This window comes from Citrobacter sp. Cm046 (assembly GCF_030333065.1).
GTDB lineage: Bacteria > Pseudomonadota > Gammaproteobacteria > Enterobacterales > Enterobacteriaceae > Citrobacter > Citrobacter murliniae.
On sequence record NZ_JAOWGP010000030.1, the window covers coordinates 286746 to 303641 of the forward strand.

8 protein-coding genes are annotated in these 16896 nt (G+C 48.4%); 5 read left to right on the forward strand and 3 right to left on the reverse strand.

Annotated features, from left to right (window positions below; translation table 11 throughout):
- Nucleotides 1–349: 349 nt before the first annotated feature.
- Nucleotides 350–967 carry a helix-turn-helix domain-containing protein gene (locus OGX98_RS03040; RefSeq protein WP_048223141.1) on the reverse strand — a complete coding sequence of 206 codons (618 nt, stop codon included), beginning with the start codon at nucleotides 965–967 and terminating at the stop codon, nucleotides 350–352.
- 173 nt (nucleotides 968–1140) lie between these two features.
- Nucleotides 1141–7473: an Ig-like domain-containing protein gene (locus OGX98_RS03045; protein ID WP_286594808.1), complete on the reverse strand. Its 6333-nt coding sequence runs from the start codon at nucleotides 7471–7473 to the stop codon at nucleotides 1141–1143.
- Nucleotides 7474–8994: 1521 nt separating this feature from the next.
- On the opposite strand from OGX98_RS03045, the gene OGX98_RS03050 reads away from it, so the two are divergent.
- The 3 genes from OGX98_RS03050 (at nucleotide 8995) to OGX98_RS03060 (ending at nucleotide 14321) form a co-directional block, all read left to right on the forward strand.
- Nucleotides 8995–11727 carry an autotransporter YaiT-related protein gene (locus OGX98_RS03050; protein WP_048223145.1) on the forward strand — a complete coding sequence of 911 codons (2733 nt, stop codon included), beginning with the start codon at nucleotides 8995–8997 and terminating at the stop codon, nucleotides 11725–11727.
- A 224-nt stretch (nucleotides 11728–11951) separates the two neighbouring features.
- The gene (locus OGX98_RS03055; protein WP_052369297.1) at nucleotides 11952–12329 is read left to right on the forward strand and encodes a YuaE family lipoprotein; all 378 of its coding nucleotides are present in this window, start codon (nucleotides 11952–11954) and stop codon (nucleotides 12327–12329) included.
- Between the two features lie 495 nt (nucleotides 12330–12824).
- Nucleotides 12825–14321, forward strand: coding sequence for a C69 family dipeptidase (locus OGX98_RS03060; protein ID WP_286594809.1), 1497 nt, complete (start codon nucleotides 12825–12827; stop codon nucleotides 14319–14321).
- A 60-nt stretch (nucleotides 14322–14381) separates the two neighbouring features.
- Here OGX98_RS03060 and OGX98_RS03065 read toward each other — a convergent pair whose 3' ends face one another.
- Nucleotides 14382–15284, reverse strand: a complete 903-nt coding sequence (locus OGX98_RS03065) for a LysR family transcriptional regulator (RefSeq protein WP_045448868.1) — start codon at nucleotides 15282–15284, stop codon at nucleotides 14382–14384.
- Nucleotides 15285–15521: 237 nt separating this feature from the next.
- On the opposite strand from OGX98_RS03065, the gene OGX98_RS03070 reads away from it, so the two are divergent.
- Entirely contained in the window at nucleotides 15522–16529 is a 1008-nt protein-coding gene (locus tag OGX98_RS03070) for a zinc-binding alcohol dehydrogenase family protein (protein ID WP_048223147.1), read from the forward strand.
- Entirely contained in the window at nucleotides 16530–16835 is a 306-nt protein-coding gene (locus tag OGX98_RS03075) for a putative quinol monooxygenase (RefSeq protein WP_045448872.1), read from the forward strand. It begins immediately after the preceding gene.
- Nucleotides 16836–16896 lie beyond the last annotated feature (61 nt).

Below are 16896 nucleotides of genomic sequence, written 5' to 3' on the forward strand. Positions count from 1 at the left end.
AGACCAGAGGTATTTCATCCACGCTGTGCACAATCATTAATTACGTCATTTTGTGCCATTGTTTATCTGTAAGAAGTGAAGTACAACAGATTGCAGAGTGATATAAATTTATAATATTCCGTTTTCAACTGGCTATGCACCATCCTCAACGAATTCCACCATGTCCGTAGTCTTCCATTCCTGATACAAAATGCGCCTACCACCCCTTCAGTTGTGATGATCGGCTAAAAAACAACGTTTCTTTAACAGTTGATAATTTCTCTTTCAACTGCTTATCACTGACTGTGTCAATGCTTATCCCATTTACCTAACACATATTTATCTAATAATTCACTCTCCAGCACTAAATTTAAAAACTTTCTGGTAAGAATTTTATACTCTTAAGATGCCCTTTACTGATATCTATGTACTCTCCTTTTTTTAACTCACTAATGATTAATGAAATCATGCTTTTAGACAACTTTGTATGCTTATGCAGATAATACAACGCACTCAATCTCTCTTTTACTTCCGGGCATTCAGAATTCAGAATATTGAGATAGTGACAGATAATCTTGTACGCATTACTGGACGATAGCAGCACCTCACGCGCCAACAACCTTCGGATAATATAGCTCAGGACAACAGATACATCGTACCACAAGTCATTCTCAGAGATGAGCTGACCCACTTTCTCGGCAGAAAGATAGAACCCTGATGTTTCCGTCTCCGTAAAAAAACGCCCGGCGTATTCATTCGGATAGTAATAATCAACAAACCCTAAGACCATGGGCGCTCTGACGGAAGACAACCAATAATCATCAGATAACTCATAACGCACCTGTCCCTTTACAAGATAAAAGAATAAAGGTTCGCCATCTGGTGATGTTCTTATTAATTCATTGCCTTCTGCAAGATGGAATGAATAACCATACTGAATAATCATGTCGCCAAGTCGTTTAATTGACTCACGAGGGATTTCTAACATAAAGCACGTTACTCCTGTTATTAGCTAATTAAAAAATTAGGAACGATAGCGGCACGGCGACAAACATCGCTGGATTTTGTTTATCTGAAGCCAGAGCTCTGCCAATATTTCCAATAGTCATCATTCAAATCTTATCCCTGGTAAAAGATTCGAATCCACTGTGCTACTTTAGGTTATGGTGCCAAAAAATCCAGAGGCCCGGAACTGAGAAAATTTTCTGGGCTCCCTGCTGCTGATATTGATACTTCTGAAGTTCCTACTTCCGTAGAGGTTAAATAAACCGTCGCACCAGCACTTTCGCTCACCGGAACATCCATTTCTTTCAAGGTACCTGGAACACCACTAATATTGCTTATAGTACCGACTCCAGAAACGCCGAAATGTAAATAGGCATCATCCCCAAGAGCCTCAACCTCTTCACTCGTCAGAAACCCAGGTTTAGTACAATTTTTCACATATGCGTAAATTACGATACGACTTTGCCCATCGGCAACTTGGTAGTCTCGGTTAACTTGCATATCATCTGGGCATAATCCATCGAACGAAACCGACATCGTATTTAATTGCCCACTATCAAAAGAGAAAGAAAGTGCTACTTTGTCTGTATGGAAATCCTTGATAGAAACAGAAGCGACTCCGCTCTCATCTGTAACGCCAGCAGAAGGTGACAGACTTGCATTATTGCTATCAACCGACCACGTGACTTTCATTCCGGACACCATGTTTCCATTTGCATCCTGAACCGTGATCTGTGCCATTTTGTTGACCAAGCTAATATCACTCGTTATGACTTTTACTACTGTTGCCGTACTTGCGTCAGCCACAAAGGATGAGGTCTGGCTCTTACCGGGGGTACTGCCTAAGGTCGCCGTAATCTGAGCCGTTTCTGCTTTCGTATCAGTGAAGGCCACGCTCGCATGCCCCTCCGCATCCGTGATACTTGGGGTAGTGTCAAAGACTACTGTTGTCTTATCCGCAGTCCAGTTCACTGTCGCATTCGCCACTGGGTTGTTGTTGACATCCAGTACCATGGCCGTTGCCACATTGGTTGCCGAACCGTTGGCTACGCTGCCGTCCGTATCAATAGTCACCACGGTGACCCTCGCCGTCGCGATATCCCCAATAAACACTGACGGTTCGGTCTGACTGCTACTACCCAGCTTCGCGGTAATCTGTGCCGTTTCTGCCACCGTGTCGGTGAAGGTCACGCTCACTTGTCCATTCGCATCCGTGGTATCTTGCGTGCCGAACCTTACCGTGCCTTTGTCTGCAGTCCAGGCCACCGCGGCTCCGGCGACCGGGTTATTGTTCGCGTCCAGCACCGTGGCTGTCGCCGTATTCGCCGCCGAACCGTTCGCCACGCTGCCATCCTGGTCGATGACCAGCGTACTGACCACTGCCGTTGCTGCATCCGCCACAAATTTCGACGGTTCAGTCTGACTGCTGCCGCCCAGCGTGGCGGTAATCTGTGCCGTTTCCGCTACCGTATCGGTGAAGTTCACACTCACATGACCATTTGCATCCGTGGTATCTTGCGTGCCGAAACTTACCGTGCCTTTGTCTGCACTCCAGGTGACCGCCGCTCCGGAGACCGGGTTATTGTTTGCATCCAGCACCGTGGCCGTTGCGACATTCGCGGTTGAACCATTCGCCGCGCTGCCGTCAGTATCGATGGTCAGCGTGCTAACGACTGCCGATGTGATGTCTCCGTTAAATCTCGACGGACTGGTCTGGCTGGAACCGCCCAGCGTGGCGGTAATCTGGGCCGTTTCCGCTACGGTGTCGGTGAAGGTCACGCTCACTTGTCCGTTCGCATCCGTGGTGCCTTGCGTGCCGAAATTTACCGTGCCTTTGTCTGCACTCCAGGTGACCGTCGCCCCGGCCACTGGATTATTGTGTGCATCCAGTACAGTCGCTGTAGCACTATTCGTCGCAACTCCGTTCGCCACACTGCCGTTCTTATCGATGGTCAACGAACTCACCGCCGCCGTTGCAGGATCTGCAACAAACTCTATTATTTCTGACAGATAATTACCGTTCACCCAGACCCCAATGTAAGTATTCCGGGACCTCGTATCAGTGATTCTGACTGTCATCTTTCCATCAATTCCGGTAGCCCCGGAGGTCGGACTGAAACGCATCGTTCCGTCGGAGTCAGGAGACCAGCTCACATTTATTCCTGAGACTGGGTTATTGTGCGCATCCAGCACTGTAACCGTTGCAACATTGGCGGTTACACCGTCCGCCACGCTGCCGTTCGGATCGATGACCAGCGAACTGGGCACCGCCGTTGCCGCATCCGCTATAAAGAGCGACGGTTCGGTCTGGCTGCTGCCGCCCAGCGTGGCGGTAATCTGTGCTGTTTCCGCGACGGTGTCGGTGAAGGTCACGCTCACATGCCCGTTCGCATCCGTGGTGCCTTGCGTGCCGAAATTTACCGTGCCTTTGTCTGTGCTCCAGACCACCGCTGCTCCGGCGACCGGGTTATTGTTCGCGTCCAGCACCGTGGCTGTCGCCGTGTTCGCCGTCGAACCGTTCGCCACACTATTGTTAGTATTGATGGTCAGCGTACTGACTACTGCCGTCGCAGCATCCCCCACAAAATGACTGTTCTGTGATTTAGCGCTACCATTATCCAAACCTGCGGTAACACTTATGGTTTCTGCCACTGTATCGGTGAAAGTGGCGCTCGCCACACCACTCTGATTAGTGCTGGTAAATTTCGAGGAGAATTCCACCGTATTACTACTCGCACTGAGAGCAACTCTTAATCCACCAACCGGATTACCGTTCGCATCCACTACCGTCACAGCAACACCATTTTTCGAAGCGCCATTAGCTGGACTATTATCGGGATCAATAACAATAGAGCCGATCCTGGCGGTACTTGCATCTGCAACAAATGTGCTGCCCTGCACCTTACTACTGCCGTTTTCCAGAGTAGCCGTGATCTCTACATGCTCCGCTACGGTGTCCGTATAGGTCAGGCTCGTCTTACCACTACTATCGGTCACTCCTGAAGAGACACTGAGTTTCGCCGTGCTCTTATCTACCGTCCACGTCACAATCGCCCCGGCAATTGGGTTATTGAGAGCATCGACGACCATTGCCGTTACACCATTAGTAGCAATGCCATCTGCAATACTACCGCTATGATCGGGTAGCAAAGTGAGTGTTGCCGTCGCCGCATCCCCCACAAATTTCGACAGTTCAGTCTGACTGCTGCCGCCCAGCGTAGCGGTGATTTGCGCCGTTTCCGCTACCGTGTCGGTGAAGGTCACACTCACATGCCCGTTCGCATCCGTGGTGCCCTGCGTGCCGAACCTTACTGTGCCTTTGTCTGCGCTCCAGACCACCTCTGCTCCGGCGACCGGGTTATTGTTCGCGTCCAGCACCGTGGCTGTCGCCGTATTCGCCGCCGAACCGTTCGCCACACTGCCGTCCTGGTTGATGACCAGCGTACTGACCACCGCCGTTGCCGCATCCGCCACAAATTTCGACGGTTCAGTCTGACTGCTGCTGCCCAGTGTGGCGGTAATCTGTGCCGTTTCCGCCACCGTGTCGGTGAAGGTCACACTCACATGACCATTTGCATCCGTGGTGTCCTGCGTGCCGAACCTTACTGTGCCTTTGTCTGCGCTCCAGACCACCGCAGCTCCGGCGACCGGGTTATTGTTCGCGTCCAGCACAGTGGCTGTCGCCGTGTTCGCCGCCGAACCGTTCGCCACGCTGCCGTCCTGGTTGATGACCAGCGTACTGACCACCGCTGTATCCGTATCGGCAACAAAGGTGGTGGTTTTTGTTTGCGTCGCACCACTGACACTTACCGTCACTGTTACGTTCACCGTTTCGGCTTTCGCATCCGTCAGCGTCATCACCGCCTGGCCCGAAGTATCCGTCGTGGATGTTGGCCCCGCCAGGGAGGCTGTTCCATCCACCGTCCAGTTCACTACAACATTCGCCTGCGGGGTATTTGCGGCATCTACGACAATAACCGTGGAGGTACTGACGGTACGCCCGTCGGCTTTTATCTGTTGCGCGACATCAAAACGGCTGATCTTCAAAGCGGTTAGATCAACAGAGAAATGACTGGGCTGCGACTGGCTGCTACCGTTCGCCAGTACCGCAGTGATGTTGGTACTTTCAGCCACAGTATCTGTAAATTGCACACTGACTTTGCCGTCTGCCCCGGTATTGCTCGAGCCGGAACTGAATTTCACCGTTCCTTTATCCGCCTGCCATGCCACAGCAATCCCCGGTACCGGATGCCCCTGCGCGTCCAGTACTGTCACCGTCGCCGTATTGGTTGTCTTACCATCTGCCGGGCTGCTGTCCTGGTCCACCGTCAGGCTACTGATAAACGCCGTCGCCACATCCGCTGTAAACGTTGTATTTACACTACGGGACACATTATTCGCCGTCGCGGTCACGACAGTCGTGCCCATAGAAAGATTCGTCAGCGTGGTCGACGCCAGCCCTTTGGCATCCGTTACTACCGAGGTATTTTCCAGCACCGCACCGTTCCCGGCACTGAATGCCACTGTGATGCCCGCTACCGCATTGCCCCGCGCATCGGTCACGCTGGCCTGTACCACGTTAGTCGCTTTCCCATCTGCCGCGGCATTGTCTTTCGTTATTTTTAGATCGCTGAGGGTGGCTGCCTCATCTGGCAAAAACGTCACGCTGACATCTGCCGCATTGCCGTTCTCCAGCGTCGCGGTGATTTTCGCTTCTCCGGCAACCACACTGGTGATCTCCGTGGTCGCCATTCCCTGTGCATCCGTCGTCGCACTTGCCGCCAACAGAGTTCCGGCACTGGTTGCAAATTTGACCGCCAACCCAGGTACCGGCTGGTTTGTCTGCGTATCAATTACCGTCAGACGTACCGTGTTTCGGGTATTACCGTCCGCCAGTGCGTTATCGTTTACCACCACAAATGACGAGATGTCGTTTCGCGCTTTGTGGACCATTACCACCGTTTCCGCGCTGTTTGATTTGTTATGGCGAGAGTCATACGCCACTGCGCTAATACGATAGGTATTCACACTGCCCTGCTCCGCTTTCCAGGCCGGCAGTGTGATAAGCAGTGATTCACGGGATTGTTGTGTAACGCTGCCTCCCGCATTGACAATACTGCTGTAGTCCCAGTCCACACTCTCTGTACCGTATTTTGCCCGCACGTCCGCGGTTAGCGACACGGTACTGTTCGCATCCGCAGATACTGTCGCTGGCAGCGACAAGGTAATAAGATCCTGTTTTTTATACTGCATAACGATGGTGTTATTACGTTCAACCATATCGTAACGACTGCCTGCCAGCGTCCGGGCCAACCCGACCATATCCGGATCGGTCTGATCGGCCATTGATACGCCCAGACGATAGTTGAAGTTCAAAAACACCCGTGAATCATTCGTATTGCTGCCGCTACGATGCTCCGCTCCTAACGTAACCAGCGGGATCGGCGTGTAGTTCAACCCAACCGTCACCGCCGAAGGTGAGTCCGCCAGATCCGTGTGGTCATCAAGAGCGACATTCTTGCCAAAATATTTCTCATACGTTGCGTTCATGCCAACATTTGGATATGAAGGCAACCAGCCGGCCAGACGCACGTCGTATCCGTTGGCTGGTCGCTCATCGTAATCTTCCATATCTTCAACGCCAGACTGGTGCCAGTCGGTAATGCGCTGGTAAAGGTTGGCGGACAGTTTGAGGTAATCCGTCCAGGCTTCAGTGCCAATACCGTAGCGACTGTTTTCTCCGGTGATGTCGTAGTCATAGAAACTGTTCACACCAAGCATCCAGTTACCCGTGAAGCCGCGCACTCCAAGGCCGATATTGGAGGTCGTGCGTTTATCATCCGTATCCCGGCGGATCCCACCCTGGGTAAAAATCAGGTAATCGGCGGTATCAAGCATCGGGAATAACAGATCGAGATCGCCACCGCCCGGAAAGGATAAATTTACCTGCGCATGCCCGTACTGATTCAGCCAGGTTTCCATACGCTGGTTGGCAATCCCGGCAGCAATTCCGGCGGCGGCACTACGTCCCTGAGCTGCAGGATCATCACTGCCCAAAACCTGCCACAGGCGCGTAGCTGCGGTCTTACCTGAATCAATCATCTGCAACTCAGGATCGGCGACAGAGGAGGTTTTCCCCGCTTCTGGTTCTGAAGCTAAGGCAGGCAATTCCGCAGATTTAGTCGGCTGTGAGGAGAAAAAACCGGATGATTCCTGAGACGTCTTTTTGACATTTAGCTCAACAGAAGAGGAAGACCATATTTTATCGTTCTCTTCCGGAGGGGAGTCGGGGACAGCAGAGAGAAGCGCTGAGTTACGCATGGTGGTCATGGACTGACTGAATTGCTGTTCTGACGGTGAAGCGGCCACAGCCACAGAAACCCATGAGAATGAAAGCAGGACAGGCATGACAATTTGCAGAAATATATTCAGTAACGCAATTGTCTGAATTAAACGTGCGCTAAAGCGCCTGTCCGGCCTGGCATGCATGTTATTAGATACTCGGTAGATTTAGCATTAATAATTCGCCCTATAATATTTTATTTTTAAGGCAAGAAAAATTACTGTGTTAGTCCAAAAATGGAATATTCTATTTATGCAATGGAAAACAGGTATCTATTATTATATTTACAGGGAATCGATAATAAAAATCATTTACTAAAATAAGGCCGCCATTATCTAAAACGGTTCATAGTTTATGCTGTTCACCTGCATTTTTATTAATTATTGCCTTCCTGATGCTCCTTAGGAGGTAATCGCTTCGTTTGTTCTGGCAAAACTTTGAGCGATATCCTCACCTTGCAAAGATGATCGAGTAAGCCAAATCTGGCAATGTAATAAGATGTAACATTGGTTTGCTATAACTATGGGCAATAAAATCCTATTCAGCAAGCATCTTTATAAAATTTTTCTGACTTTTTAATTCACACATAACTCATTGGAAAAAGACACTATTAGCCTGGACTTCACTCAGCGAGGGCGAAGTTTCAATAAAAAAGAAAGAAAGAAACGGTGCCGAGGTGATCACCTTATATTGGTAATTGACATTTTATGCATTTTAATCATCTTTACCGCGTTGAACAGCGCGAGAAAAACACGCCATGCCAGCCCTTCACTACTGTCAGTACATTTCTGGAGGAGTAAAAGAACAGTTCTGACTAAAAACCGCCCCTCCGGCTCTCTGGCAAACCAGCTCTCTTATCGATAAGGGAGCGATAAAAAAGTATTGCCCGAGTGGTTATTTTTCCATTCGAAACAAGAAAAAACCATCTTTTTTAAGTTGTTACCTCAGCAAAATCCAGCAGACAGTGTTCGTTTGGTGTGCCTACGGTGAGAACAATCAAATACATTAAGTACATTAACCACTTCCTGGCAAAAAACATCACTCATCTTTCGTGATTCGTTTAGTAATCCGAACACGACGTCCATTTTTGGTAAATGGCAACACTTCATTTACAATCAAGATATATAAAACAAACCAGGAGAAACAAATAAGGAGTATTTATTATAATAACATCACCACTTTTAATTTGCAGAATAATAATAACAAGAGTAACTAATTCGGTATATTTTTACCAACCCGGAGATGATGATCAATGTGACACCAGTAATATATCACTTCACAGAAACTTATTTCACGGCATTTATTAACGGTTAAAAATAAATACAAAAACCATACCAATCAATAGCTTATAATAACACTGCAAAAAATAAAGAAACCTCATTTAAATCACCAAAACTCCAATAATGGATTAAATAACAAAACAAATTGAACTCAAAATATAGAAATGATTATTCTATTTGCGAGATTTCGTGAGACTGCACAAGCACCATAAGAAGTATGTCGTATATCTGTGCACGCGGAATTTTAAATAACTACGGTGACTACATGATGTTTATCTGAAGAGATAGATAGGGGATTTTACTATCCGTCCTCTCTGCCCTCTGAATTATATCTCGAATATATAGTGTTGCCGAGAGCATTCTTTTTTGCATAACAGGAGTTTTAGATTGAAAAGTTGTGGCAAGTTCCATAAAACACGAATCGCCCTCGCGTGCTCTTTAGCTGTAGCATTTCAAGCTTCGGCAACAGACATTTCGAATGGCGTATGGGATACCTTCATTTACGATGGTACTTCAGGCGTAACTTATCAGGGATATGCGGACTGGAACGGCGCAGATGCCAATATTTACCCTGTCATCAATAACTCCGTCGTAAACGGTGTTATTTCGACAAATTACCTTGATGCAGATACAGCCAATCCAAATTCACTCTCCATCAGCAATACGACTGTACATGGAATGGTGACGTCTGCTTGCATGACGTCAGGTTGCACTGACGTCGAGCAGAACTATAACGATCCGCTGACATTGACCGTTAATAATTCAACTATTGATGACAGCTTTGAGCATTTTGATTATTACAACACCGATGGTACCTCTGCGGGTTCTTTACCAATCTATAATCTGGGTACAGCAATTACGCTTGATCAAGAAAGCAATATTGCCATTGAAAACAACTCTCACGTTGCTGGTATTACACTAGGCCAGGAAATTCAGGATTACGCCGACAGCGGTAGCACTGACAGCTTTGTAGACAATATTGTTGTCAATGATTCTTCCGTTACCTCTGGAGCCTGGACTGAGCTGGATACGTCAGGTTTCTACGGTCAGTCAGAAAAACCTTCTGATTACACCGGCGCACTGACAATGCAGGCTGATTTCGATGTGAATGGCGATGGTGTCATTAATAGCAATGATCAAACCATCAACATGAATGATGTTGCGATTGCGGCTATCGATAATCCGGATTCAACTGAATCCATGAAAACCAATGCAACATTCAACAATTCAACCTTAACGGGCGATGTGTTGTTCGTCAGTCGTTTCAATAACGGTTTTGCACCTGCAGGTGTTGATACCAATGCAGACGGCGTGATCGATTCTAACCTGGGTTATGCTGATGACAGCCTGAACCAGGACGAAATGAACCTGACGCTTGATAATGGAAGCAAGTGGGTCGGTGCGGCAATCTCTGACGTTGATGCAACAGCAACACTGTACGATATTGCAGCAAACAGCCTGATTCCTTCCTCAACTTATAACGCCGACACGGGATATGTTGATGGTGCAGCCGTCTTCCAGAGTGGGATCTTTAACGTAACGCTGGATCATGGTTCTGAGTGGGATACCCGTAAAGCTTCCGATGTAGATACCTTAACCGTATCTAATGGCTCGCAGGTGAACGTAGAAAGTTCTGCGCTGCTGGCCGATACCATCAACCTGAATAGCTCTTCATCCATGAACATCGGTGATGATGGTCAGGTAGATACTAATGCCATGAATATTGATGGTAATAGTACGGTGAATCTGACAGAGGAAACGGCAAATTTATATGCTAATACCATTACTGTCAGCAATGGCGCAGCACTAAATATTGGCACGGGTGAAGTCGACACGCATAACCTTGTCCTGACCTCAGGTGGTCAGCTTGATGTGGGTAGCCGCGAATATGTCCTGAACAGTGACATGAACACGGGTTATACCAATGGTAATACCGATAACGCATCTGACTATGGTGTAGTCGATGTGAATTCTGATGGTCATCTGGCAGTCAATGGCGATGTCGCAGGTAACTATAAAGTTAGCGTGAATAATGCCACCGGCAAAGGCTCTGTTGCTGATTATAAAGGTCATGAGCTGATTCGCGTTTATGATGATAACACCGATACGCAGGCTTCCTTTACCGCAGCAAACAAAGCCGATCTGGGCGCTTATCAGTATGAAGCTCAGCAGAGCGGTGATTCTGTTGTACTGAAACAGGATGGCTTAACCGATTATGCCAATATTGCGCTGAGCATCCCGTCTGCTAACACCAATATCTGGAATCTGGAACAAGATGCACTGGCAAATCGTTTGGATAATGGCCGTGTAAATCAAAACAGTCAGGATACTGGCGGTGCATGGGCTACTTACATCGGCGGTCACTTCCAGGGAGATACCGATACACTAAGCTATGATCAAGATACCAGCGGCATCATGGTTGGTTTTGATAAAGCGATTGAAGGTAATGGTGCGAACTGGATTGTCGGTGCCGCTGCCAGCTTCATGAAAGGTGATATCGATGATCAAACCGGCCATGTCGATCAGGATAGCCAGTCTGCTCGTGTTTATACCTCTACGCGCTTTAACAACAATGTCTTCGTTGATAGCACATTGAGCTACAGCCACTTTGATAATGACCTGTCTGCGAGCATGAGCAATGGTAATTCAGTAAGCGGCAACGGTATCTCTTCTGACGCCTGGGGTCTGAATCTGAAAGCTGGTTATGACTGGAAATACAATCAGAATGGCTACGTTACTCCATACGCAAGCATTTCTGGTCTGTTCCAGGATGGTGACGGATACCAGCTCAGCAACAATATGAATGTTGATAGCCAGTCTTATGACAGCATGCGTTATGAAGCAGGCGTCAATACCGGCTATACCTTTAGCTTCGGCGAACAGTCATTCGTTCCGTATGCAAAAATCGCATATGTGTATGATGATTCAGATAATAACAGCGCAGATGTTAATGGCGATGATATTGATAATGGTGTGGGTGGTTCAGCAGTACGCGCCGGGTTGGGTGGTCAATTCAACTTTACTAAAAACTTTAGTGCATATGCCGGCGGTGATTATCTTGGCGGAGCTGATGTCGATCAAGACTGGTCAGCAAATGCTGGTGTGAAATATACCTGGTAATAAGTTAATGCAAAGGCCTGCTATTGCAGGCCTTTAATTATTAGGGGGGCGCTATTCCAATTGCATTAGTAAGATATTAAAAATCTCTTCAAGTATATTTTTGCACATCCCAATAATGCACCAGAATGCCTCCCATCATTAACTTCCGCCAAAAAACCAAGATATTAAAATCAATTCCAGACCATTAAATATCATCATATCAATTAACATCATGGATATTTATTATGAACAAGCAGTGGATGTGCTATTTTGTTGCTCTTATTATTCTCAGTGGTTGTGTTGATGCAACGCATCCAACAAACGATGTGACTAAAAATAAAGCTTCAACGGATGACTCACTTTTCTCAGACAGCGAGTGTATTAATAACTTCAACGTACTACGAAAAGTTGATCCTGATAAGTTTATGCTTTATCAAAAGCAGTTCACTGAAATCAATAAAAGCTATGATTTTTATGATAAAAACTCAACCATTCTGGATAAAGACCATAAAGAATTGATCGCTATGGAGGCCAATTCAAAGCTGCATTTAATCTGCGCTCGAGTTAAAAATGCCGCCTATGCCGGTATCGAAAAAAAAATGTACGCAATCAGCCAATTGTGATTTGAGTATCGACTACCAGCAAGTTTACTGAGTATGTAATAAATGGCATTTACAGCTTCATTCTTCGCCGGATAACGCTTATACGTGTCCGGCCAACAAAGAACATGATGTCCAATCAACTTTCCAATACCACCCTTAATATTTCCAGTAGCCTGACATCTTTCATCGCAACCAACAGCATCTGTTATTTTTCGACACAATTATCGCCGTCAACTTACGCGACACACGTCACTGAATTTGTCGATGTGCCATTGCTATTCTTTCCCCCGAATCAGGAAACATCCTGAATACCTCGATATTCATTGCGTAATAATTGAGCGAAACGGGCACTTTATTTTGTCCAGAAGACTTCAACCTACCAATGGATATTAGGAGAAAACGTGGGCAGGGGCGTTTATCTCTCTGGCGAGCAATGTCTGAGCGTTCGGACGTTATCGCATTTCAGCAAACGGTGTGTTTCCGGTGTATTTATGGCGTACTTATGAGGGATATTTAATGTTTACGTTTAAAAAGTGCCTGATTGCACTTTCTATAAATTTGGCTGTTGTTTCATCAGGTTTTGCTTGTACGACCCTGCTGGTCGGCAATGAAGCGTCGGCGGACGGATCCATGTTGGTAGCCCGCAGTGCAGACAGCGATGCCCTGAAAGCACAGCATTTTGTCATTCATCCGGCAAAACAGAATCAGACCGGTGTGTACAGCACCAAAGCGCATAATGGCGCGAATGATTTTACCTGGCCGCTGCCAAAAAATTCCCTGCGTTACACCACCGTTCCAAACTGGAAAACGCAACTGCATGGCGCAACCGGTTTTAACGAACTGGGCGTCGGCGTGAGCGGTACAGAATCTATTTTTGCTTCGCCAAAAGCGCTGGCCGTCGACCCATATGTTGAAGACAAAGGCATCACCGAAGACGATATTCCGGATATCCTGCTGTCACAGAGCAAAACAGCCCGTGAAGCGGTGGCGTTGCTGGGACATATCGTTGAAACCGCCGGAGCTGGCGAAGGCTTTGGCGTTGCCGTGGTGGACGATAACGAAATCTGGTATCTGGAAACCGGTAGCGGCCACCAGTGGATGGCACAGCGTTTACCGAATAATCAATATTTTGCCACTGGTAATCAGGGACGCTTACAGGATTACGATCCTAAGAACCCTAATATGATGGCGTCAAAAAACCTGGTTGAGTTCGCGACCGAAAAAGGTCTTTACGATCAGGCAAAAGATGGCAAATTCAACTTTTCCAAAGTCTATACTCGTGACGATGAGCGTGACCGCACATATAACGATCCCCGCGTCTGGACTATTCAGAAAGAGTTCAATCCTTCCGTAAAACAGGATATGGCCGCAGGTCGTGAATTCCCGGTATTCATGACGCCAGAGAAGAAAATGACGCTGGACGATGTGAAATCTGTGTTGCGTAACCACTATGAAGGCACCAAACATGACCCTTACACCAACGGCCTGAACGGTAAAGAGCCGTGGCGTCCGGTCAGTGTCTTCCGTACCTACGAAGCGCACGTTATGCAGGTACGTCCGTGGTTGCCAAAAGAGATTGGTGAAACAACCTATATTGGTCTGGGTATGGCCGATCTTACCGCCTTTGTTCCCTACTATAGCGGCCTGAAAACGTATCCGGCCAACTATACGATGGGCACGAACAACGCTGACGATCAATCCATTTACTGGAAGTATCGCAAATTACAGACGCTGACCATGACGGACTATCCGAAGCTCGCCCCTATCGTCAAAAAAGCCTACAAAGCGTGGGAAGACAAAGTGGCGAAGGAGCAAAAAGAGGTTGAGGCAGAATATCTGAAGATGGCAAAAACCGATAAACCCGCCGCCGATAAGATGCTGAATGACTTCAACCTGCGCATCATGGCCGATGCCGAGAAGCTGACCGAAGACCTGACTAATCAGTTGTTCACCATCCGCACCAAAGACATTCAGTCTGATATTTTCTTTGCTAACGCCAGCAAAAAAGACTGAGTGACCGCAGAGTAGAAAGCCAGGTTAAAGACCTGATGATTCTGGTGCAGAGCAAGAACGTTAGCTCTGCGCCAGCATTTCACACCGCGCCTTCACGGCATCGTGCAATAACCGTACCGCCGTTGAAAGCTGTTTACGGTGTGGGCAAATCATATTTAACGGAACTTTTTCCCCCAGATACCCCGGCATCAGCAACTGCAAACGACCGTCACGCACATCTTCGCTCACATCCAGCCACGACTTATACGCAATCCCCTCACCGGCAATCGCCAGACGCCTTATCACTTCGGCATCATCGCTCATAATGGTGCTGTTGACCTGCACGCTACTGACTTCACCATTACGCGTAAACGTCCAGCGATCATGAAGCCGCCCGCGTAATACAAAGGTCATGGCGTTCAGCTGCGCTAAATCGCCAGGGTGTTGCGGCTCACCGTATTGCGCAATCCAGTCCGGAGAAGCCACCAGCACGCGGCGATTACCTGGCGCGACGGGCAACGCGATATAAGACGCGTCTTCGGTATTACCATACCGAAACGCGACATCGACGGGATCTTTAAATACATCGGTCACCTGGTCGGAGAAAAAGACCCGCAGGCGCAGCGCAGGATAGCGGCGACGAAACGACTGAAAGACCGGCAACAACAGATTCCGTCCGAGATCGGACGGCACCGCAATTTGCAGCATGCCTGAAATCTCATCTTCCGGCGTCTGGATTTTTTGCAATCCGGCGTGCATTACATCCAGCATCTGACGGGCATAGGGCAACCAGATCTCACCTTCCGGTGTGAGCCGCAGGCTACGTGTGGAGCGAGCGAACAGGCGAATCGTCAGCGTAGACTCCAGACGCTTGATGGCTGAACTGACCTGGGCGGGCTGGACGCCGACTTCGCGCGCCGCATCACTAAAACTGTTCAGCGCCGCGGCGCGGACAAACAACGTGAGATCTTCAAGCCGGAACATTTTCACTCCTCGAGTATAAGTCCTGTCGCCGTGAGGCTATTTTTCCCGTTCTGATGCCGGTTTACCATCGAATTATTCAACAGATATACCCTAAATAATTCGAGTTGCATGAAGGCGGCAAGGGAGTGAATCTCCTGGAACATAGCGAACTATGTGACTGGAGTGAGCGAGCGTAGCCAACGCACATGCAGCTTGAAGTATGACGGGTATAAATAGATTCCTGTAACCGGAGAGACTATGAAAGCTATCGCCATTACCCACGCCGCAACCAACGGCAGCAATATTGAATTTTTACAAGAAATTGACCTGCCGGTTCCGATCGCTACCGGACATGACCTTTTAGTTGAAGTGAAAGCTATTTCCGTCAACCCCGTCGATACCAAAGTACGCGAAGGTTTCAATGCCGACGTGCCGCGCGTGCTGGGCTGGGATGCGGTTGGCGTGGTGAAATCCGTGGGCGATGCGGTGACGCTGTTCGCGCCTGGCGACGAAGTCTGGTACGCCGGTGCGCTGGGTCGTGCTGGCAGTAACAGTGAATTTCAGCTGGTTGATGAACGCATTGTTGCGCTGAAGCCACAATCACTGGATAACGCTTCAGCGGCAGCCCTGCCGCTGACCGCCATCACTGCGTGGGAAATGCTGTTCGACCGCCTGGGCGTTGAGGAAAATGGCAATGAGAATGATGTTTTATTGATTGTCGGCGCTGCAGGCGGCGTTGGTTCTATCCTGACCCAACTAGCCAGTAAGCTGACCAAAATGACCGTTATCGGTACGGCATCGCGTCCGGAAAGCCAGAAATGGGTGCGTGAAGCGGGCGCTCATCATGTGATTGATCACAGTAAACCGCTGACAGAAGAGCTGGCACGAACAGGCATTAAACAGGTGACCCACGTCGCCAGCCTGAACAATACCGAGCAGCACTATCAGCAGATTATTGCCGCGCTGGCGCCACAGGGAAAACTGGCGCTAATTGACGATCCGCAATCCCTTGATGCGCGTCCGCTGAAAACTAAAAGCATTTCTCTGCACTGGGAATTTATGTTTACACGCTCGATGTTTGAAACACGCGACATCATTGCCCAGCATCAGCTACTGACCCGCGTGGCGCAACTGATCGACAGCAAGGTTATCCATACCACGCTGGGCGAACATTTTGGTGTCATCACCGCAGCTAATTTGCAAAAAGCCCATGCCCAAATTGAAACCGGTCGTTCAGTGGGCAAGATTGTTCTGGAGGGATTTTAAATGCCTGACTCTACAGTGATTTCAATCATAGCGGTGCTAAAAGCCAAACCTGGGAAAATCAACGCACTGAAACAAGCGCTGCAAGCCCTTTTGCTACCCACTCGCCGGGAGCCGGGCAATATTGAGTATGCGCTGTTTCAGTTACGCGATACGCCGGATGTATTTTACGTGCGTGAATCCTGGCGCGGCCAGGCAGGTCTGGACGAACATATCGCCTTACCGCATTTCCAGACGTTTATTCTGCAAATGAACGACCTGCTGGCCGAGCCGCTGCGTCTGGATTATCTGACACCGATAGACGCTTAACATTATCCCAGAGCTCCCTGCCTGGCGGGGGGAGCTAAAGACAGTGCATGAGGTATTCCTG